Annotated in this window: 20 protein-coding genes; 8 read left to right on the forward strand and 12 right to left on the reverse strand. The window is 69.5% G+C overall.

Annotated features, from left to right (window positions below; all coding sequences use genetic code 11):
• The first annotated feature begins 58 nt into the window (after positions 1-58).
• Positions 59-1,339 (forward strand): NAD(P)/FAD-dependent oxidoreductase, encoded by a 1,281-nt coding sequence (locus EIZ45_RS01535; RefSeq protein WP_134661590.1) that lies wholly within the window; start codon positions 59-61, stop codon positions 1,337-1,339.
• A gap of 60 nt (positions 1,340-1,399) precedes the next feature.
• Here EIZ45_RS01535 and EIZ45_RS01540 read toward each other — a convergent pair whose 3' ends face one another.
• A complete protein-coding gene (locus tag EIZ45_RS01540) occupies positions 1,400-2,338 on the reverse strand; it encodes a beta-ketoacyl-ACP synthase 3 (protein ID WP_134661589.1) in 939 nt (312 codons plus the stop codon).
• A gap of 64 nt (positions 2,339-2,402) precedes the next feature.
• Between EIZ45_RS01540 and EIZ45_RS01545 the strand changes: the two genes are divergently transcribed.
• Positions 2,403-2,996: a TetR/AcrR family transcriptional regulator gene (locus tag EIZ45_RS01545; RefSeq protein WP_134661588.1), complete on the forward strand. Its 594-nt coding sequence runs from the start codon at positions 2,403-2,405 to the stop codon at positions 2,994-2,996.
• 207 nt (positions 2,997-3,203) lie between these two features.
• On the opposite strand, the gene EIZ45_RS01555 is transcribed toward EIZ45_RS01545, so the two are convergent.
• The gene (locus EIZ45_RS01555) at positions 3,204-4,115 is read right to left on the reverse strand and encodes a LysR substrate-binding domain-containing protein (protein ID WP_134661587.1); all 912 of its coding nucleotides are present in this window, start codon (positions 4,113-4,115) and stop codon (positions 3,204-3,206) included.
• A gap of 14 nt (positions 4,116-4,129) precedes the next feature.
• Positions 4,130-6,064, reverse strand: coding sequence for a primary-amine oxidase (locus EIZ45_RS01560; RefSeq protein WP_255442924.1), 1,935 nt, complete (start codon positions 6,062-6,064; stop codon positions 4,130-4,132).
• 99 nt (positions 6,065-6,163) lie between these two features.
• On the opposite strand from EIZ45_RS01560, the gene EIZ45_RS01565 reads away from it, so the two are divergent.
• Positions 6,164-6,772 (forward strand): TetR/AcrR family transcriptional regulator, encoded by a 609-nt coding sequence (locus tag EIZ45_RS01565; protein ID WP_205669770.1) that lies wholly within the window; start codon positions 6,164-6,166, stop codon positions 6,770-6,772.
• Here EIZ45_RS01565 and EIZ45_RS01570 read toward each other — a convergent pair.
• Positions 6,763-8,223, reverse strand: coding sequence for an aldehyde dehydrogenase family protein (locus tag EIZ45_RS01570; protein ID WP_134661584.1), 1,461 nt, complete (start codon positions 8,221-8,223; stop codon positions 6,763-6,765). The two genes, EIZ45_RS01565 and EIZ45_RS01570, sit on opposite strands and share 10 nt — an antisense overlap.
• Positions 8,224-8,444: 221 nt before the next feature.
• Positions 8,445-9,206, reverse strand: coding sequence for a 23S ribosomal RNA methyltransferase Erm (gene erm / locus EIZ45_RS01575; protein WP_205669769.1), 762 nt, complete (start codon positions 9,204-9,206; stop codon positions 8,445-8,447).
• Between the two features lie 462 nt (positions 9,207-9,668).
• Between erm and EIZ45_RS01580 the strand changes: the two genes are divergently transcribed.
• A complete protein-coding gene (locus EIZ45_RS01580; protein ID WP_134661582.1) occupies positions 9,669-10,526 on the forward strand; it encodes a DUF2382 domain-containing protein in 858 nt (285 codons plus the stop codon).
• A gap of 64 nt (positions 10,527-10,590) precedes the next feature.
• On the opposite strand, the gene EIZ45_RS01585 is transcribed toward EIZ45_RS01580, so the two are convergent.
• Genes EIZ45_RS01585 through EIZ45_RS01595 form a run of 3 tightly spaced genes read right to left on the reverse strand, consistent with a single transcriptional unit; the run spans position 10,591 to position 13,968 of the window.
• Positions 10,591-11,334 (reverse strand): succinate dehydrogenase/fumarate reductase iron-sulfur subunit, encoded by a 744-nt coding sequence (locus EIZ45_RS01585; RefSeq protein WP_134661581.1) that lies wholly within the window; start codon positions 11,332-11,334, stop codon positions 10,591-10,593.
• On the reverse strand, positions 11,331-13,259 hold the full coding sequence (locus EIZ45_RS01590) for a fumarate reductase/succinate dehydrogenase flavoprotein subunit (protein ID WP_134661580.1): 1,929 nt from the start codon (positions 13,257-13,259) through the stop codon (positions 11,331-11,333). The genes EIZ45_RS01585 and EIZ45_RS01590 overlap by 4 nt, the downstream gene beginning before the upstream one ends.
• A 1-nt stretch (position 13,260) precedes the next feature.
• Complete coding sequence (locus EIZ45_RS01595; protein WP_107050837.1) at positions 13,261-13,968, reverse strand: succinate dehydrogenase cytochrome b subunit; 708 nt, start codon at positions 13,966-13,968, stop codon at positions 13,261-13,263.
• Between the two features lie 83 nt (positions 13,969-14,051).
• Between EIZ45_RS01595 and EIZ45_RS01600 the strand changes: the two genes are divergently transcribed.
• Positions 14,052-14,975 (forward strand): LysR family transcriptional regulator, encoded by a 924-nt coding sequence (locus EIZ45_RS01600; protein WP_134661579.1) that lies wholly within the window; start codon positions 14,052-14,054, stop codon positions 14,973-14,975.
• A 92-nt stretch (positions 14,976-15,067) separates the two neighbouring features.
• Here the strand turns inward: EIZ45_RS01600 and EIZ45_RS01605 are convergent, their stop codons facing one another.
• The gene (locus EIZ45_RS01605) at positions 15,068-15,628 is read right to left on the reverse strand and encodes a TetR/AcrR family transcriptional regulator (RefSeq protein ID WP_134661578.1); all 561 of its coding nucleotides are present in this window, start codon (positions 15,626-15,628) and stop codon (positions 15,068-15,070) included.
• 90 nt (positions 15,629-15,718) lie between these two features.
• Here EIZ45_RS01605 and EIZ45_RS01610 point away from each other — a divergent pair, with 90 nt between their 5' ends.
• A complete protein-coding gene (locus tag EIZ45_RS01610; RefSeq protein WP_134661577.1) occupies positions 15,719-16,531 on the forward strand; it encodes an SDR family NAD(P)-dependent oxidoreductase in 813 nt (270 codons plus the stop codon).
• On the opposite strand, the gene EIZ45_RS01615 is transcribed toward EIZ45_RS01610, so the two are convergent.
• Genes EIZ45_RS01615 through EIZ45_RS01625 form a run of 3 tightly spaced genes read right to left on the reverse strand, consistent with a single transcriptional unit; the run spans position 16,532 to position 18,727 of the window.
• Positions 16,532-16,912 carry a PPOX class F420-dependent oxidoreductase gene (locus tag EIZ45_RS01615; protein ID WP_037805805.1) on the reverse strand — a complete coding sequence of 127 codons (381 nt, stop codon included), beginning with the start codon at positions 16,910-16,912 and terminating at the stop codon, positions 16,532-16,534.
• A gap of 11 nt (positions 16,913-16,923) precedes the next feature.
• Entirely contained in the window at positions 16,924-17,526 is a 603-nt protein-coding gene (locus EIZ45_RS01620) for a dihydrofolate reductase family protein (RefSeq protein WP_037805807.1), read from the reverse strand.
• A gap of 19 nt (positions 17,527-17,545) precedes the next feature.
• Positions 17,546-18,727: an FAD-binding oxidoreductase gene (locus tag EIZ45_RS01625; RefSeq protein WP_240690520.1), complete on the reverse strand. Its 1,182-nt coding sequence runs from the start codon at positions 18,725-18,727 to the stop codon at positions 17,546-17,548.
• 284 nt (positions 18,728-19,011) lie between these two features.
• Between EIZ45_RS01625 and EIZ45_RS01630 the strand changes: the two genes are divergently transcribed.
• Together EIZ45_RS01630 and EIZ45_RS01635 are read left to right on the forward strand one after the other, a co-directional pair.
• Positions 19,012-19,773, forward strand: coding sequence for a hypothetical protein (locus EIZ45_RS01630; RefSeq protein ID WP_037805808.1), 762 nt, complete (start codon positions 19,012-19,014; stop codon positions 19,771-19,773).
• A complete protein-coding gene (locus EIZ45_RS01635) occupies positions 19,770-20,399 on the forward strand; it encodes a cytochrome c oxidase subunit 3 (protein WP_134661575.1) in 630 nt (209 codons plus the stop codon). The genes EIZ45_RS01630 and EIZ45_RS01635 overlap by 4 nt, the downstream gene beginning before the upstream one ends.
• Positions 20,400-20,417 lie beyond the last annotated feature (18 nt).

Here is a 20,417-nt window from a genome sequence, read left to right on the forward strand (position 1 = left end):
CCGTGAGGATCCGGGGAGGCGGCGCTGAACCGCGCCGGAGCCGGAGCGGAGGTCTGGGATGTCGAGCGAACAGGTGGAGGCCCTCGTCGTGGGCGGGGGACAGGCCGGCCTGGCGATGAGCGAGCACCTGAGCGAGTGCGGCGTGCCGCACGTCGTCCTGGAACGGAACCGGATCGCCGAACGCTGGCGCTCGGAACGGTGGGACTCGCTCGTCGCGAACGGCCCGGCGTGGCACGACCGGTTCCCCGGCCTGGAATTCCCCGACGTGGCCCCCGGCGAGTTCGCGTCGAAGGAGCAGGTCGCGAACTATTTCGAGGCGTACGCGGAAAAAATCGCCGCTCCGGTCCGCACTGGAGTGGAGGTGACGTCCGTGCGGCGGCACGAGGGCAGGCGCGGATTCCGCGTCGAAACCTCGGACGGCGCCCTCGACGCCCGGTACGTCATCGCCGCGACGGGCCCGTTCCAGCGTCCGGTGATCCCGCCGATCGTGCCCGCCGACGCCGGACCGGTGCAGCTGCACTCCAGCGGTTACCGGAACCCCGGGCAGCTTCCCGAAGGCGCGGTCTTGGTGGTCGGCGCGGGTTCGTCAGGGGTGCAGATCGCCGAGGAACTCCGCCGCGCCGGCCGCGAGGTCTACCTGTCGGTCGGCCCGCACGACCGGCCGCCGCGCAGCTACCGCGACCGCGACTTCTGCTGGTGGCTGGGCGTTCTGGGGAAGTGGGACGCCGAGACGCCGCCTGCCGGAGCGGAACACGTCACCATCGCGGTGAGCGGCGCGCGCGGCGGGCACACCGTGGACTTCCGCGCGCTGGCCGGGCTCGGCATCACGCTCGTCGGCATGACCGGCGCGTACGCCGAGGGCAAGCTCAGCTTCGCGACCGACCTGGCGAAGAACATTGCGGCGGGCGACGAGAATTACCTTGCCCTGCTTGACGAAGCCGACGCCTACGTGGCTCGCAACGGGCTCGACCTGCCCGAGGAACCGTCCGCCCGCGACCTCGGCCCAGACCCGGCGTGCGTCACCGATCCGGTGCTGGAACTGGATCTGGCCGCGGCCGGGGTGACCTCGATCGTCTGGGCCACGGGGTTCGCCGTCGACTACAGCTGGCTGCAGGTGGACGCCTTCGACGAGAACGGACGGCCGAAGCACCGTCGCGGAGTGTCGGTGGAGCCGGGCGTGTACTTCATCGGCTTGCCGTGGCTGGCGCGGCGCGGGTCGAGTTTCATCTGGGGCGTCTGGCACGACGCGAAGTTCGTGGCCGATCACGTGGCGATTCAGCGCGGGTACCAGAGCCAGCCCTCGACGGCGGCCAGGCTGCGGTCCGGCACCCGGGAATGAACGCGGTGCCGGACGCTGACCTGGACCGTTTTCGCCGGGAACGAGCGGATCCCAGGTCCTTCACGGACACGTCACGACCTGTCCGGCCCAGGAGAGCCCGCCGCCGAACGCGAACAGCAGCACCGGTCCTCCGGCCGGCAGCTCGCCGCGCGAGACCATTTTGGACAGTGCGAGTGGGACGGACGCCGCCGACGTGTTGCCGGAATCCACCACGTCACGGCCGACTACCACGTCCTCGCGCAGTTCGAGCCGGGCAGTCAGCGCCTCGATGATCCGCAGATTCGCCTGATGGGTGACGACTCCGGCGAGGTCGGTGGTGGCGATGCCCGCGCGAGCGCAGGCTTCCGCCGCGACGGCGGGCAGTTCCTGGGTCGCCCAGCGAAACACCGACTGGCCGTCCTGGGCGAACGCGGGCTGCCATTCGTCCACGAGCCGGACCAGCTGCCGGCGCGTCGGGTCGGAGCCCCAGACGACCGGGCCGACCGCCGGAGCGTCTGCTGCGCTGAGGATTGCGGCACCTGCTCCGTCGCCGAGCAGGACGCAAGTGCTGCGGTCGGTCCAGTCGGTGATGTCCGACATCTTCTCCGCGCCGATGACCAGCGCGTGCCGGGCCGCACCGGCTTGGACGGCGTGGTCCGCGGTGGCGAGCGCGGTGCAGAAGCCGGCGCAGCCGTTGTTGAGGTCGAAACAGACCGCGGCCGGGATGCCGAGACGGCCCGCGACCTGGGCGGCGATCGACGGGCAGCGGTCGATCGCGCTGCAGGTGGCGACCACGACCAGGCCGATCTCGCCGAGTTCGAGCCCGGCCCCGGCCAGCGCTTTCGCGGCGGCTTCGGCGGCCAGGTCGGCGACCGAGCCGTCCGCGATGTGCCGGGTGGCGATGCCGGTGCGGCGGCGGATCCATTCGTCGGTCGTGTCGACCATGTCTTCGAGGTCGGAGTTGGTCAGCACGCGGGCGGGCTGGTGGTGGCCGAGCGCGGTGATGCGGGAAGCGGGCATCTGGGTCTCCTCACGGGGTCCGGTTCAATATAGCGACCGATCGTTCGTAATCTATAGTGGTTTCATGAGTCCCCGGAAGACCGCCGCCGAGACCCGCCACACCCGGCAGCGCATCCTCGAGCTCGGCCTGGTGCTCGCCTCCGCCGAAGGCCTGGAGGGGCTGACCATCGGGCGGCTCGCCGCCGAGCTGGGCATGAGCAAGGCGGGCGTGATCGGGCATTTCGGCACCAAAGAGAGCCTGCAGCTGGCCGTGATCGACGCCGCCGCCGAACTGTTCGTCCGCGAGGTGCCCGAACGCGCCTGCGGCGTCCCGCGCGGCCTGCCCTACCTCCGGGCGGCGGGGGAGGCCTGGATCTCCTACCTGGAACGCGACCTGCTGCCCGGCGGCTGCTTCTTCACCGCGGCGGCGGCCGAGTTCGACGGCCGCGAAGGACCGGTGCGCGACGCCGTCGTCCGGATGAGCGCGTTCTGGCAGCGGGAGCTGCGGGTCAACATCTGGCGCGCGGTGAGCCTCGGGGAACTGCCGCCGGACACGGACATCGACCAGCTGCTCTACGAGATCGTCGCGATCATGCTGGCGCTGAACCATTTCCGGCAGCTGCACGGCGATGTGCAGGCTGCGGCTCGCGCGCGTCGGGCGTTGGAGCGGCTGCTTTGACGCGGATGTTCGCTCAGGAGGAGTACTGCGCGCGGAATTCCTGCGCCCGCCGGGTGAGTTGAGGTCCGCGCATCGTCGTGCAGCTGCTCTACGAGATCGTCGCGATCATGCTGGCGCTGAACCATTTCCGGCAGCTGCACGCCGATGGCCAGGCGGCGGCCCGCGCGCGCCGGGCGTTGGAACGGCTGCTTTGACGCGGATGTTCGCTCAGGAGGAGTACTGCGCGCGGCACAGCTCCCGGAATTCCTGCGCCCGCCGGGTCAGCCGAACCCCGCGCATCGTCGCGAGCACGATCTCCAGCGACGGAACATCGTCCGTCAGCGCGAGCGGCACCACGCTCGCCCCCGCGTAAGTCGTGTCAGCAGGCGGGCGCTGGTTGAGCAACGCGAAGCCGTGCCCGGAAGCCACCAGCGCCCGCACCGTCTCGTATCCGCTCGTCCGGTGCCGAACCCGCGGCGCCACCCCGGCGTCGCTCAGGATCGACTGCAGGTACTCCCGGCTGTGCGGCAGATCGAGCAGCACCATCGGCTCCTCCGCCAGCTCATGCAGCGACACCTTGCGGTTCTTCCGCCGGGCGAGCCGGTGGTCCTCGGAGACGAGCGCGTACGGCGCGGCGGTGCCGACCACCTCGCGGTCGATGTCGTCGTCGAGGTCGTAGCCGTACAGCATCGCCAGCTCGGTCTCGCCGGCTCGCAACGCGGCCTTGAGCGCCTTGTGCTCGCCCTCGCGCAGGGACACGTGCACGCGCGGATGCCGGGTTTCGAACTCGGCCAGCAGGCTCGGCAGGCGGAACGGCGCGAGCGTGGTGAAACAGCCGACGGTGAGCGTGCCGACCAGGTCGGTGCCGGACTGCCGCGCGGTTTCGACCAGCTCCGCGCCGTGCGCCAGGAAATCCAGCACCCGCTTGTAGAACTCCTCGCCGGCGGTGGTCAGGCTGAGCCCGCGGGCGTGGTGTCGCAGCAGGAACTGCACGCCCATTTCCTTCTCCAGCTGCGCGATCGCCGTCGAAACGGCCGACTGCGAAACCATCAGCTCCTTCGATGCGGCAGTCATGCTCAGGTGCCGCGCCGCCGCCTCGAAATAGCGCAGCTGCACGAGGGTGAAGGAAGGCTCGCTCATGCCGACATCCTGCCTCAGTGGCAGCAGCCGGGATGCTGCGGTTTCGGCGCGGGCGTGTCCAGCGCGGGGTTGACGTCGAAGAATCCGCTGGGCTTGAGCGTGAACCCGGTGTGGTCGACAGGCATGATCGGCCAGTCCTCGGTGCGCGGGTAGTGGGTGAGCCCGAAGGTGTGCCACACGACGAGGTCGGCGCCGTCGAGGTCGCGGTCGGCCTGGATCCAGGTGTCGATGCCGGTGTTGCCGTCGTTCTGGTTGACGTACTCGCCCGCCGGGAAGCGTTCGTCCTCGGCATACGCGGTGACCCAGAGGTGCTTGCGGGTGAAGGCGGCGCGGCGGGCGATCGAGGATGCGTCGTCGGCCAGCAACGGCGGCTGGCCTTCGGGATGCAGCGTGTACCCGACGGGCTTGCCGAGGGCGTTGCAGGACTCGGGATTGCTGATCCGCCAGGTGCGGCCAAGGTTGCCGTCGGCGAGCCGCGCGGCCTCGGATTCCTTGGCCAGCCTGGTGATCTTCCGGGTGAAAGCGTTGCCGTGCAGATTGCCCGGACCGATCGGGACGCGTTGCGCGTCGATCTCGTCGACGGCGTTCGTGAGGCCGTCGACCATCATGTCCAGCCGCGCGGAGAACAGGTGCTGGTGGAACGGCGCGCCGATGCCGGGGGCGATTTCGGTGGCCCACGGGTAGTCGTCGTCGGCGGGGAAGGCCGAGGTGAAGACGATCCCGGTGGCCTTGCACTCGAGTTCGATCGTGCCGTCGAGGTAGAGGTACCAGTAGAAGCCGTAGTCGTAATTGCCGACCGTCACGAAGAACGAGATGACGAGCCGACGCTGCCGGCGGGTGGAAACACTGCCGTTGTAGTGGTCAGTGTGCTTCCACAGCACGCCAGCGTCTTCCTCGTGCATGCAGATCGCGTTCGGGATGGTGTGCGGATGCCCGTCGTCGTCGTGCAGGACGGCGTCGAAGTAGCGGATCTCGCCGAGACAGTCGCAGCCCAGGGTCAGCGAGTTGGCTTCCTTGCCCAGTGAATACTCGCCGGCGTCGAAGTAGTTCTGCCAGAACCGGACTGGGCTCGGATCCCCGTACGGCACGACCATCTCGGCGACCGACGCGCGGTAGACGACCGGACGCAGCCGGTCGCCGTCCTGGAAGCCGATTTGGTGCAGGGTAAGGCCTTCGACCGCGTTGAAGCCGATCCGGAACTGCCACTTCTCCCACGTGACGACGTCGCCGTCGACAGTGAAGCTCGGCCCCTCGGGCTGGGTGATCACGATGGGTTTCTGCGTGTCGCGGACGGGTCCGTCGAGGTGGTAGTCGTAGGCGGTGCGCGGGATGTCGGCCGGACCGTCGTCGACGAGGTCGTGCACGCGGCCGGCGATCAGGTCGACGTAGGCCACGACGCCGTCGATCGGGTGCGCCCAGAGGTTGTCGTCCTTGTTGAGCTGCAGAAACGCCAGGCAGCGCACGAGTCGCAGCCCGATCTCGCCAGGGATGTCGAAGCACCCGGCGCTCAGGGCGGAGATCCGGACCGAACGGGGTTCGTCGATGCCGCGACGGCGCATCGCCGCGTTCCACGCCTCGTCCTGCCAGAGGATCTCCTCGACCAGGTCGAACTCCTCGTGCAGGATCGGCGGCTGCCCCTCGGCGACGACGTCCACCTCCCGGTCGGCCACGACCTCGCCGCTGGTCAGCGACACGACCGTTTCGCGCACCGCGCCGGTCCGCCGGTCGAGCAGCAGCGAACGGACGCGGCGGTCGACCGGGTCGCCCGGCTGCCAGGCCAGCACGGCGGCTTTCGCCGGTTCGAGCAGCGAGACGAGCGCGAACCGGGTGCTCTCGGTCGCGATCCCGGCTCCGGCCAGCAGCGCGCGGTTGCGGGCGACCTCGTCTTCGGTCAGGCGCGAGAGGGGGTGGGCCATGCGCGTCTCCTCATTCTTTGCGGTCTGTCGCAAAGAATGCGCGCTGCCGGTCCGGGAGGCAAGGCCCTTACGGGGTGGGTTCTCCGGAACCGGTACTGGGTTTTTCGATGCACGTCATCAATAATCCTGGACGTGGCACGACCCAAGGACCAGGCGAAGCGGCGCGACGAGCTGGTGGCGGCGGCCGCCCGCGCGGTCCGGACGCGGGGGCTGGCCGGGCTCCGCGTGCGCGACGTCGCGGAGGAGGCCGGGCTGTCGGCAGGCTCGGTCAGCTACTACTACCCGGACCTCGACGACCTGCTGTTCGAACTGCACCGCGACGCGGTCGACCGGTTCTACTGGGCGCGAGCGCGCGCCGCGGAAGCCGAGGACGATCCGGTCCGGCGGCTGGTGCGGCTGGTCGACGCGGGGCTCCCGGCGGGCGAGGGCGATCCGCTGAGCCGCGTGCTGTACGAAATGCACGTCCACGCGGCGCGCAACCCGGCGCACGCGGTGTTGATGACGGCGTTGTGGGACCGCGAGGTGTCGCTGTACTCGGCCGCGCTCGCCCACGGTCAGGACACCGGGGCGTTCCAGCTGCGGTCGCCCGCAGCGGACATCGCGGCGAACGCGGTGGCACTGGAAGACGCGTACGGCCTGCATCTCGCCGGACGCAACACCAGCCTGTCCGCAGCCAGGACACGCGAGCTGCTGCTCGGCTACCTGGCCGCGGAAACCGGACGCGACCTCGGTCAGGCGTAGGCCGTCCAGACCGTCTTGAGCCCGGTGTACTTGTCGAACGAGTGCAGGGAAAGGTCGCGGCCGAAGCCGGACTGCTTGAAGCCGCCGAACGGGGTCGCGGTGCTGAGCGCGTCCACTGTGTTCACCGAGACGGTCCCGGCGTGGATTCCGTCGGAGACGCGGTGCGCGCGGGCGAGGTCGCGGGTCCAGACGGACGCGGCGAGGCCGTACGGGGTGTCGTTGGCGAGCCGGATCGCTTCGGCTTCGGTCCCGAACGGGAGGGTGGCGAGCACCGGCCCGAACAACTCGTCGGTGACCAGCGGATCGTCGGCGGCCAGGCCGGTCACGAGGGTCGGGTCCAGGAACGCACCGCGACGCGTGCCGCCCGCGAGGACGGTTCCGCTGCTGGCCTCGACGGCAGCCAGCACGCGCGTCGCGGAGTTCTCGTCGATCATCGGACCCAGTTTCGTGGCCGGGTCCAGTGGATCCCCGGGCACCCACTCGCCGACCTTCTCCCGCAGCCGGGCGAGGAATTCGTCCGCCGCCGATGCCTCGACGAGCAGGCGGGTCGTCGCCGAACAGACCTGGCCGGAGTTCGCGCAGAACCCGAACGCGACCAGATCCGCCGCGGCGTCGAGGTCGGCGTCGGCGAACACCACGACCGGGCTTTTGCCGCCGCATTCGAGCCAGACCTGCTTGAGGTTCGACTCCCCGGCGTAGCGCAGGAACAGGCCGCCGACCGGCGTCGATCCGGTGAAGGCGAGGACGTCGACGTCCGGATGCCTTCCCAGTGCCTGTCCCGCGGTTTCGCCGAAGCCGGGCACGACGTTGAGCACCCCGTCCGGAATTCCCGCCTCCGCGGCCAACTCTCCCAGCCGCAGCGCGGACAGCGGCGACTGTTCAGCGGGCTTGAGGACGACGCTGTTGCCCGCGGCCAGCGCCGGGGCGAGCTTCCACCCGGCGATGTCGAGCGGGAAGTTCCACGGCACGACCGCGCCCACCACTCCGAGCGGCACCCGCCGGATCGCCGCGAAATTGCCCGGAGGGGTGGGCGCGACCTCGTCGTAGCGCTTGTCGAGCGCTTCGGCGTACCAGGCGAAGCATTCGGCGGTCGCGGGCACGTCCTGGCCGAACGTGTCCGAGATCGGACGGCCGACGTCCAGGGTGTCGCAGAGCGCCAGTTCCGGTCCGTGCGCTGTGATCAGCTCGGCCAGCCTCAGCAGCCGTTTCTTGCGCTCGGCCGCGGCGAGCCGGGACCAGCGGCCGTCCTCGAACGCGCGTCGCGCGGCGGCGACCGCGGCGTCGATCTCGTCCCGGCCGCATTCAGCCACGTGCGCGACTGGGTGCCCGGTGGCGGGGTTGACGTCGGCGAAAGTCTTGCCGGACTTGGCTTCGAGCCAGTCACCGTCCACAAAGGCCGCTTCGCGGGGCCGCAGTCGCGCGGCCTCGTGCACCCAGTCGCCGTGGTTCATTCCCGGAACCGCCTTTCGTCGCTTCCGTTCACTATCACCAGCTCCCCGGGGTGCGGGAAAGCAGAGCTTTTCGCTGCCCTGCATCGGGCTAACCGATGCAGACCCCCTGCCAATGGCCCGGCGCGCGATGCCCAAGGTCCGTGAGGGCCACCCTGAGGGAATCAGATTCCCTCAGGGCGACCCGCACGCACTTCCACGGGAGCGAAGTCACGCCGCCCGTCTCACCGCGCCAGCTCCCACAGCGACGCCCATTGCTCGGCGGTCAGGTCGCGGGGGAGTGCTTGCGGCGACAGCCGTTGCCGGGCAAGCCAAGTCCGCGTCGCGCGGACGCTGAGGCGGCCGGTGCGGGGCAGGATCCCGCCGAGCCCGCGGCCGCGTCCGGTGAAGACTTCGCGGACGAACTCCTGGTACTCCGCCTGGCCGGTGACGAGCGGTTCCGGGCGGCGGGTGATCACGAGGATCCCGCCGTCCACCGCCGGGCGAGGACGGAACGCGTGCGCCGGGACCCGGGCGGGGACGGCGAACTCGAACCACGGCCACCAGGCGGCGGTCATCTGGGAGGCGCCGCCGATCCCGGCCCGGCGGCGGGCGACCTCCCACTGCACCAGCAGCACCGCGAGTTCCCAGTGCGGCTGCCGGAACAACCGGCGCAGGGCCGCGGTGGTGAGGTGGAAGGGAAGGTTGCCGACGACGGTGTGCGGAACGTCGGGCAGCCGGTGCTGGAGCAGGTCGCCGTGGACGACCTCGACGTGGTCGCCGGTGCGCCGGGCGAGGCGGCGGGCACGGCGGGGGTCGAGTTCGACCGCGGTGAGCGGGCGGCCGGTGCGGCTGAGCGGGACGGTCAGCGCGCCGTCGCCCGCGGCGAGTTCCACGAGGGGGCCGGTGGTGCGGTCGGCGGCAGTGCAGACAGCGGCGATGACGGCGGGGTCGGCCAGGAAGTTCTGGCCGAGCTCGTGCCGTCCGCCGAAAGGCCGGGCAGACATAGGGGTGTGTACTCCGCGCATGAGGAAGCGACCCGGGCGCCAGGACAGGCAGCCCGGACGGACAACGGGAGAGCGCGACGGAGCGGTGTGCGTCCGGCGCTCAGGCGTTGCGCAGGCGAGTCAGCGCGCAGGCGGAGAAAAAGGCACCCATGGGCCGGAAGCCTAGCCGACCGGTCCGGCAGGTCGCATCCGGTTTTCGCGCAGGCGAATCCCTTCGGGCCGCGTGCCGCCTCCGGAATTCGCTGGCGGCTATTCTTTCCCCGGTGGGCGAACAATTCGCGCCCATTCCGCCGGGCCCGTGAGAACGGTCCTCTTACGACGGAAGTACCCGCTGATTCCGGTCCGCAAACTGACACGAAACGGGGTCGCTCGGCTGAGGGGTACGACGCTTGCGCGGGGCTGTGACCAGCCGGAGAGTGGGACGCGGAGGAGAAATTCCGATTCGGGAAATGGAGTGGATCCATGGTACGCGCAATGCAGCCGCAGGACCTCGTCGACAGCACCGTGATGGACAATTCCGGCAGCAAGATCGGCAAGGTGGGCACGGTTTATCTCGCCGACGACACCAGGCGGCCGGAGTGGGTGACGGTGAAAACCGGGCTGTTCGGCCAGAAGGAGAGCTTCGTGCCGCTGTCGGGCGCGGACATGGAGAGCGACGGCCTGCACGTCCAGGTCGCGAAGGACCAGGTGTCCGACGCGCCGCGCATCGACGCCGAGGGTCATCTCTCCGAAAAGGAAAGCGTCGAGCTGTACAAGTACTACGGCCTGCCCGCTCCGCGCGCCGGGAACGGCGAGAACATGCGGGACCGCGGACGCGACGCGGCAGCTGGCGGTGCGGCAGGCGGCGTTGCTGGCACGACGCGGCCGACCGGCCGGGACGCCGCCCAGGCCAAGGGACACCCGACCGCTGAGCACGCAGCCAAGGGCGGACGGCACGACGCGTCCGGCGCCGGCGACGTGGTGCGGTCCGAGGAACACCTGCGGGTCGGCACCGAACAGGTCGAAACCGGCCACGTCCGGCTGCGCAAGTATGTGGTGACCGAGGACGAGCAGGTGACCGTGCCGGTCACGCACGAGGAGGTCCGCGTCGAGCGCGAGCCGATCACCGACGCCAAGGCGGCGGGCCGGACCGAGATCGGCGAGGCTGAGCAGGACGTCGTGCTGCACGCCGAGAAACCGGTGGTGCAGAAGGAAACCGTGCCGGTGGAGCGGGTGCGCCTGGGCACCGAGCAGGTCACCGAGGAGCAGACCGTCCAGGGCAAGGTCCGCAAGGAGCGGATCGACATCGACGACGACACCAAGCGGGGCAGGAAGTCCTGACCTGCCCGCGCCGCGGCTGTCTCCCACCGGAGCCGTTCCGGACGGGAGACAGCCGCGCGTCTGGTTACCGTCGTGAGCGGCTGGCTTTCAGGAATTCGCGGTTGAGGTTCGCGATGCTGGTCAGCGGGATGCCTTTGGGGCAGGAGGCGACGCATTCGCCGGTGTTGGTGCAGCCGCCGAAGTCGGCTGCGTCCATGGTTTCGACCATGTCGAGCACGCGCTGAGCGCGTTCCGGCTGGCCCTGCGGCAGCGAGTTCAGGTGCGCCACCTTCGCCGAGGTGAACAGCATCGCCGACCCGTTCGGGCAGGCCGCTACGCACGCGCCGCAGCCGATGCAGGTGGCGTTGTCGAAGGCGAGGTCCGCGTCCGGCTTCGGCACCGGCGTCGCGTGCGCTTCGGGTGCGCTGCCGGTCGGGGCGGTGACGTAGCCGCCCGCCTCGATGATCCGGTCGAACGCCGACCGGTCGACCACCAGGTCCTTGATCACCGGGAAACCCTTGGCGCGCCACGGTTCCACGTCCAGCACGTCGCCGTCGCGGAACGAGCGCAGGTGCAGCTGGCAGGTCGTGGTGCGTTCCGGGCCGTGCGCCCGGCCGTTGATCACCACGCCGCACGAACCGCAGATGCCTTCGCGGCAGTCGTGGTCGAACGCGATCGGCTCGGCGCCGTCCTCGATGAGGTGCTGGTTGAGGACGTCGAGAAGTTCCAGGAACGACATGTCCGGGCTGGCGTCCTCGACCGGGTAGTCGACCAGCCTGCCGTCGTCGTCCGGGCCGGACTGGCGCCAGACCCGCAGGGTGAGTTTCACGTGTAGCTCCGCTGGGTGGGGTGGACGTGCTCGAAGTTCAGGATTTCCTGGTGCAGTACCGGCTTTTCGCCGTGCTCCCAGGCTGAGACGTACGAGAACCGCTCGTCGTCGCGCTGCGCCTCGCCGTCTTCGGTTTGGTGTTCCTCGCGGAAATGGCCGCCGCACGATTCCTCGCGCACCAGTGCGTCGAGCAGCAGCAATTCGGCGAGTTCGAGGAAATCGGCGACGCGACCGGCCTTCTCGAGTTCCTGGTTCAGTTCCGCTCCGGTCCCCGGGACGCGGACGTCCCGCCAGAATTCGGCGCGCAGCTCCGGAATGCGGTCGAGCGCTTTCCGCAGGCCTTCGGCGGACCGGGACATCCCGCAGTGGTCCCACATCAGGTGGCCCAGTTCGCGGTGGAAGGAGTCGACGCTCCGGGTGCCGCGCACCGACAGCAGCCGTTCCAGCCGGTCGCACACCGCGGTTTCCGCTTGCGCGACTGCCGGATCGGCAGGGTCGAGCGCGGGGAAGCTGCCGCGGGCGATGTAGTCGTTGAGCGTGGCCGGGAGCACGAAGTAGCCGTCGGCGAGACCCTGCATCAGCGCTGACGCACCGAGCCGGTTCGCGCCGTGGTCGGAGAAGTTGGCCTCGCCGATCACGAACAGGCCGGGCACCGTGCTCTGCAGGTCGTAGTCGACCCACAGCCCGCCCATCGTGTAGTGGATCGCCGGGTAGATCCGCATCGGGACCTCGTACGGGTTCTCCGCGGTGATCCGCTCGTACATGTCGAACAGGTTGCCGTACTTGGCTTCGACCGCCGGGCGGCCCATCCGCTCGATCGCGTCCGCGAAGTCCAGGTACACGCCGAGCCCGCCGGGACCGACGCCGAACCCGGCATCGCAGACGTTCTTCGCGGCCCGCGACGCGATGTCGCGCGGCACCAGGTTGCCGAAGCTCGGGTACATCCGCTCCAGGTAGTAGTCCCGTTCGGATTCCGGGATCTCCTGCGGCGGTCGCGGGTCCTGCGGCTGCTTCGGCACCCAGATCCGGCCGTCGTTGCGCAGCGACTCGCTCATCAGCGTCAGCTTCGACTGATGTTCGCCCGAACGCGGGATGCAGGTCGGGTGAATCTGCGTGAAGCACGGGTTCGCGAAGTACGCGCCGCGCTTGTGCGCCCGCCAGATCGCGGTGGCGTTGGAGCCTTTCGCGTTGGTGGACAAGTAGAAGACGTTGCCGTAGCCGCCGGTCGCGAGGACGACGGCGTCCGCCAGATGCGTGGTCACCTCGCCGGTGACCAGGTCGCGCGCGACGATCCCGCGTGCCTTGCCATCGGACACGATGAGGTCCAGCATTTCCGTGCGCGGGTGCATCTCCACGCCGCCGGCGTCGATCTGCCGCGCCAGCGCCTGGTACGCGCCGAGCAGCAGCTGCTGCCCGGTCTGGCCGCGGGCGTAGAACGTGCGCTGCACCTGGACGCCGCCGAAGGAGCGGGTGTCGAGCAGCCCGCCGTACTCCCGGGCGAACGGCACGCCCTGGGCCACCGCCTGGTCGATGATCTGCGTGGACACCTGCGCCAGCCGGTACACATTGGACTCCCGGGACCGGAAGTCGCCGCCCTTCACCGTGTCGTAAAAGAGCCGGTAGACCGAATCGCCGTCGTTGCGGTAGTTTTTCGCCGCGTTGATCCCGCCCTGCGCGGCCACCGAGTGCGCGCGCCGCGGCGAGTCCTGGAAGCAGAACTGGACCACGTGGTAGCCCTGTTCGGCGAGCGTCGCTCCCGCGGACGCCCCGGCGAGGCCGGTGCCCACCACGATCACCCGGTGCCGCCGCCGGTTGGCCGGGTTGACCAGCTTCGCGCCGAAGCGGCGGCTGTCCCAGCGGTCCTCGATCGGACCGTCCGGCGCTTGCGTGTCGGCGATCGGCTCGCCGAGCGTGTAGTCGCTCATGTCAGGCCACCCATCCCGCCATCACGGCGATCGGCACGATCAGGAAGCCGCCGGTGATCACGACGGCGAGCACGGACCCGACGGTTTTGAGCGCCCGGTCGCGGGTTTTGCTGGTGATGCCCAGCGTCTGCGCCGCGCTCCAGAAGCCGTGGTTGATGTGCAGGCCGAGCATCAGCAGCGCGACGATGTAGATCAGGTTGACCCACCAGACCTGGAAGTCCGCGACGATGTTGTGGTACGGCTGGCCGTCGCGGAAGTCCTGGTTGGCCACGCCGACGGTGAGGTCCAGGATGTGCCACACGATGTAGAGCGCGAGCGTCGCGCCGCCCCAGCGCATGGTGTGCGTCGCGAAACTGGCCTTGCGCCGCTGTCCGTGCGCGTACTTGACCGGACGCGCTTGCCGGTCCCGTTTGGACAGTTGCACCGCCGCGACCACGTGCAGCACCAACGCGATCAGCAGCACGACCCGCTGGATCGAGAGGTACCAGGCGTTCTGCAGCACCGGTTCGCCGATGGTGCGCAGCCAGGCGGCGTAGTCGTCGAAATGCTGCGGTCCCAGGAAAACCTTGAGATTCCCGGCCATGTGCACGAACAGGAACGCGACGAAGATCAGGCCGGTGACGGCCATGACGACTTTCTTGCCGATCGTCGAACGCCAGAACGTCACGAGCGCCGGGCGACGGCGGGGCGGAGCGGGTGCGAGTGCCACGGAACCGACGGTAAGTCGGCGCTGACGAGAGGGCAAACACATGATTTCTCTCGACAGGATAGGCAGCGCCTATGATGGCGGTCATGCAGTTCCAGCAGCTGGCGTATTTCCTGGCAGTGGCCGAGACACGGCATTTCACGCGCGCCGCGGAACAGATGCGTGTGGCGCAGCCCTCACTGTCGCAGCAGATTCGCGCGCTGGAACGGGATGTCGGCGCGGGACTGTTCCACCGGATCCGCGGGAACGTCACGCTCACCGAAGCGGGGGAGACGCTGCTGCCGATCGCGCGCCGGATCCTCGCCGAGACCGAGACGGCGTACCGGGCCATCCGGGAACTGGACGAACTGGGCCGCGGCCGGGTGCGGCTGGGCGCGACGCCGAGCCTGTGCACCGGCCTGCTGCCCGCGATGCTCGCCGCGTTCCGCCGGGACTATCCCGGGATCGAGCTGGTGCTGCACGAAAGCGGCTCGCGGGACCTGCAGACCGCGCTGTCGGAAGGCGGCCTGGACCTGGCGATGATCGTGGACAGCCGCGTGCACGACGACCCCCGGCTGGAGAGCCGCGCGCTGTTCGTCGAGGACCTCGTGGTGATCTCGCCGAAGGACGCGCCCGCACCGGTGCGCGGCCGGATGCCGATCGCCGCGCTCCGGGACCGGCCGCTGGTGATGTTCCGGCAGGGCTACGACCTGCGCGAGGCGACCGTGGCCGCCTGCCGCGCGGAGGGTTTCGACCCACTGTTCGCCATCGAAGGCGGCGAGATGGACGCGGTGCTGGAGCTGGTCCAGGCCGGATTGGGGCTGGCGGTCGTGCCGAGCACCGTGGTCGGAGACCGGTTCCGCCGCACGCAATTCACCTCGCCCGGGCTCAGCCGGGTGGTGCGGCTGGCGTATCGGCGGGATGTCGAGCAGCCGCGTGCGGTGCGGGCGTTGCAGGAGGCGGTGGTGCAGTACCTGGGCGGCGGGGTGGCGCAGTTGCCGCCTGGTACGCGTCCGCTGGTGGGCCGGTGATTCTGCGGGCGAGCAAGAACGCGCTGGTATGCCGACGAGGCGGCCCGGTGGCGCAGTTGCCGCCTGGCACGCGTCCGCTCGTTGGCCGGTGATCAGCGGGCGAGCGAGTCCAGCACCAAGCCGATCAACCGCTGCGTCTGCGGTTTTTCGCAGTGCTGCGCGGAGTACGCGATCCCGCCGATCAGCACCAGCACGTCGTCGGCGCGCACGTCGTCCCGGAGCGTGCCGTCCGCCGCGCCTGCGGACAGGAGCTCGCTGACAGCGTCGACGAGCAGCTTCCGGCTGTCCGAGTAAGGATCGACGCCGGACGCGATCACCGCGTTGAGCGCCTCGGACATCCCGTGCTTCGCGCTGACGTAGGCGAGGAAATGCGTCAGCCACTCCCGCAGCGCTTCCGCGGCCGGGTGCTGCGCGAGGAGCGTCGATGCCTGTTCGCAGACCACCGCGAGCTGATGCCGGTAGGCGGCGTCGATCAGGGCTTCGCGGGTCGGGAAGTGCCGGTAGAGCGTGCCGACGCCGACCCCGGCCTGTTTGGCGATCGCTGCCGGCGCCGCGTCGAGGCCTTCCGCGGCGAAGGCCTTCGCGGCGACTTCCAAGAGCCGGGCGCGGTTCTCGAGCGCGTCTCGGCGGGGGCGGCGCGGGGCGTCGGGCATCGGTTCCTCCGGGGTTGCTATCCGGAATGCATTCCGGATAGCGTGAACCGGAACGCATTCCGGTTGACCTTACCCCTGGAGGATCCCGTCATGCCCGCACGGCATTGGTTCGTCACCGGCGCTTCCGGCGGTCTGGGCCGCCACCTGGTCGAGGAGGCGCTCCGGCGCGGCGAGCACGTCACCGCGACGGTCCGACGGCCGGACGCGTTGCCGGAGTCGCCGCGGCTCACCGTGGAGCAGCTCGACCTGACCCGTCCGGCCGACGTCGCCGCCGTGGTCGAGCGGACGTTGCGGCGGCGGCCGGTGGACGTGGTCGTGAACAACGCGGGCTACGCCGTCGTCGGCGCGGCCGAGGAGATGACGCCCGAGCAGATCCGGGACCAGATCGAGGTGCTGCTGCTCGCCCCGATCCTGATCACCCGCGCGTTCCTCGGCCCGATGCGCGAGCGGGGCGGCGGCCGGATCCTCCAGATCTCCAGCATGGGCGGGCAGATCGGCTCGCCGACGCACAGCGCGTACCACGCGGGGAAGTGGGGTCTGGAGGGGTACACCGAGAGCGTCAGCCGGGAGGTCGCCGAGTTCGGCGTCCACCTGACGCTGGCACAGCTCGGCGGGACCCGGACCGGCTTCGCGTCCGCGCTGCGGTACACCGCCGAAACGGCTCCCTATCGCGACAGCGCGGTCGGCCGGACCCGCCGATACCTCGAATCCCTCGACGACAGCGACCTCCCCGGCGACCCGGCCAAGATCGCCGCGCTGCTCTACGAGACCACCCTCCGGCCGGACCCGCCGCTGCGCCTCTCCCTTGGTTCAGACACCTACGAAGCCGTCCACAATGCACTGACCGAACGGCTGAACGTCCTTGAGTCGCAACGGGAAACGGCCGCGTCGGTCGCCTTCTGACTACATCCCCACCGACTGCGTCTCCGGCTCGATCAGGCCCACGACGCGCACCTGCTCGCGCGTGTAGGGCTGTCCGATGTACTTCTTCGCCACCTCGTCGACGATCTCCCACGCCGGATCGCCCTCGATCCATTCGGCCACCCGGCCGCGGATGATGATCGGCTCGAACGGATTGTCCGGCGGGGTAAGGGAAATCGCCACCCGGGGGTCGCGGCGGAGGTTGCGGGCCTTGCGGCTGTCCGGGCCGGTCAGGAAGACGATCCGGTCGCCGCGCGTGCCGATCCACACCGGGACGACGTGCGGCGACCCGTCCGGGAGCACGGTCGCGAGGTGGGCGATCGGGGTGCCGTCGAGGACGCGGCGGACTTCGGGGTTCAGCATGGGGATTCCTTTCAGCGGAGGATTTCGTAGTGAAGGTGGGTGACGCCGGGTGCCGGGACGGCCTCGACCAGCCGCAGCCGCACGTGTTCGGGCAGTTCGCCGAAGAAGCTCCGCCCGCCGCCCAGCAGGATCGGCACCTGGTGAAGCACGACTTCGTCGACCAGCCCGGCCTTGATCGCCTCGGTGACCAGAACGCCGCCCATGAGCGCGACGTCCTTGTCGCCGGCCGCCGCCCGCGCGCCTTTGACGGCTTCTTCGACGCTGGTCGCCTGGGTCTGCGCCTCGCTCAGTTCCGGCACCGGCTGGTGGCTGACCACGAACAGGGGAGCGGTCGGATGCGGACCACTACCGCCGAAGTGGCTTGAGTGGTCGTACGTCGCGTGCCCGACCACGGTCGCCCCGACGCGCGCCGCGAGCGAGTCGAAAACCTGCGCGCTGGGCTCGGAAAGCTTGAACCCGTCGAAGACCTTGCTGGGCGTGTCGCCGGTGAAGTACCAGTCGAACAGCGCGCCGGCGTCGCCGAGCCCGCTCCCGACCTCGTCCGCCCCTTCCTCGCGGCGGCCGCTGATGTACCCGTCCACCGAAACGGACAGGGCACTGAACACTTTGTTCATGACGCTCCTTAGTAGTCGCTCAGAGAGCCTGGGGAAAGTCGAAAAGGCGCTGCGGGTCGACGCTTTTCTTGACCGCGGCGAGCCTGGCGCGGTTGCCCGCGTGATACGCGCGGCTCGGATCCTCGAGCGCGAGATCGGGAAAGTTCGGATAAACCCGGCCGGACCCCTCCGCGTGCGCGACGGTCCACGCCTCGTCCACCCACGGATCGCCCGGGTCGCCGGCCTGCTCCAGCAAGTACCGCTCGCCCCGGTGGGCGAACGCGGTGTCCTCCTCCGCGACCCGGTTGTACGCCCCGCCCATCGCGGTGAACGCCAGCCGCCGGTTCCCGCCGAGACCCCGGAGAAGCTCGCTCGCGGTCCGCTCGGACATCGTGCGCGCGAAGAACTCCGACCGGAAGCGGCGGGTTTCCGGGGCGGGATCCACCACGCTGAATGTCGGCTTCACCATGCTGTAGGGAACATCCAGTCGGATGTCTATTGCATACAGAACACCGGCACGTGCGGTGAACTCCCGGAGCAGCCCCTCCGTCTCCGCCTGCGGCAAGGTGGAGATGCCGAAGAGCGTCACGCGTCCCTCTTGGACGGCGAGGTTCACGGTCAGCCCGTCCGGGGCGTCGGGTGCCCAGTCCAGCCAGGTCTGGACGAGGTTTCCGTCCGTCCAGGTCCCCTCGATCCGGCAGACCGACGGCTCCGGCACCGTCTCGAACCGCAACTCCGTGACGATTCCGAACTGCCCGCCGCCCGCGCCGCGCAACGCCCAGAACAGGTCGGTTTCCCGGTGCTCGGAGCACTCCACGACGCTCCGGTCGGCGAGCACCACCTGCGCGCCGACGAGCCGGTCGCAGGTCAGCCCGTACTGGCGGCCGAGCAGCCCGATGCCGCCGCCGAGCGTCAGCCCAGCGATGCCGACGGTGTCGCCGCACCCGGCGGGAATCGTTCGGCCGTGCTCGTGCAGCGCCGCGTACACCGGTCCAAGCCGAGCGCCCGCCCCGATCGTCGCGATGCCAAGGTTGTCGACCGCGATCCGGTCCATTCCGGACAGATCCGCCACGATCCCGTCGGCCGGGCACCGGTCCACGAAGCAATGCCCGCCACCGCGCGGCACCACGCGACGGCCGGTGGCGGCCGCGTAATCCAAGGCTTGGACGACGTCGGCGACCGAATGGCACCGGAGGACGTCTCGCGAGGTCTGGTCGATCACGGAGCTGACGCTACGGGCCGGAGGGCGGGCCGTTCTTGAACAAAACGCGCATGCTGCCGGGACGCGGGATCTCACCGCCTGCCGGACTCGCCGGGGACGGTCCACTGCGGACGGCGGAGATTCTCTGCGCGAGCCGGATGAATCGTGCGCGCAGCGGATCGACCGGGCGGCAGTGGCGTACCTAACATTCGCCTGCGGTCGGCGATGCTTCCCGGCAAATCGTTCTCGAGCAGCGCGGGGCGGCGTCGCGGGCAATGTCGCTCGCCGCTGGAGAGGACCAGTGAATGGGTTCGAGTCAGATCAGTCCGACGGTTAAGAAATGGTTCATCTGGTCAGGGCCGTTGTCCCTGGCTCCCTTTGTCGCCGCGCTCGTCCTGCTGGCGCGGATGGTGCCGCCGCCGAGACCTTCGTGGCCGGCCGAGCGGATAGCCGAGGTATACGCCGGAAATCAGACTGGGATCCTCGTCGCGGCCTTTGTCGCCATCGTGTCCATTGCGTTGTGGGCCAACTGGGCGGGAGTGGTCATCGCGGAGTGCCGGTCCGTGGAGACCTCGTCGCCTTTCCTGACGTACACGTTGACGATCTTCGCGTCGGCGATGTTCTTGATCACGTTGTCCTGCCCGGTTCTGCTGGGTTTCGGCGCGTATCGGGCCGGGGAAGTGCCGCCGGAGATCACCCGGCTGATCAACGACGCGTTCTGGTTCGCCGCGGAATACCCGTATTCTCCGTTCGCCGCGTTCATGGTCGTGCTCGCCATCGTCGTTTTCAGCGACAAGCGCGATACGCCGGTGTTTCCGCGCTGGGTGGGCTACTTCTGCCTGTGGTGCGCACTGTTGATGTTCCCCGGCGGCATGCTGGCCTTCTTCAAGACCGGCCCGTTCGCCTACGACGGGCTGCTGGCCTTCTATGTCCTCGCGGGGGCGTACACCACTTTCACGATCGCCTTGTCCGTGGTCATGCACAAGCAGATGAACCGAGACGCGGCGCGAGAGCGCGGATCGCGGCCTGAGGTCGCCGCGGCCGAGGAACCGGTGGTGGCGCGATGACGATCGACGGCCAGGCGGCAGTCAGCACTGAGAAAGGCGCCGCAGCACGACGCGAGCGTCTCGGAAAACCGGCGAAGCGGGTCCCGGGCGAAATCGGCATCTGGGTATTCATCTACGGCGACCTCGCTGTTTTCGGGCTGCTGTTCTGCATGTACGTCATTTACCGTCGCCGGCAGCCCGACGTGTTCGACAGGTCGCAACAGACGATGTTGCACGATCTCGGCTTCGCGAACACGGTCATCCTGTTGGTCAGCTCGGTGTTCGTCGTCATCGGCATGCGCGCGATCAAGGCCGGGGCCAGGCGCGCGGCGTCGAGAGCGCTGATGGCGGCGATGGCGTGCGGGGCGGCTTTCGTGGTGCTCAAGGCGGTGGAATGGCACGCCGAAGCGGCACAAGGAAACACTCCCTACACGAACGACTTCTATCACCTCTATTACGTGCTCACCGGGCTGCACCTCGTGCACGTCCTCGTCGGCCTCTGCGTGCTGGTCCACCTGTTCCGGACCGCACAGCTGCCGGTCGCGGGAAACACCAGGCTCGCCGCGGCCGAATCGGGTGCCTGCTTCTGGCACATGGTGGATCTGTTGTGGGTCGTCATTTTCCCGTTGATCTACCTGCTCCGGTGAGACAGCCCGGAGCGGAAA

It is taken from the genome of Amycolatopsis sp. CFH S0740, assembly GCF_004522315.1.
Taxonomy (GTDB): domain Bacteria; phylum Actinomycetota; class Actinomycetes; order Mycobacteriales; family Pseudonocardiaceae; genus Amycolatopsis; species Amycolatopsis nivea.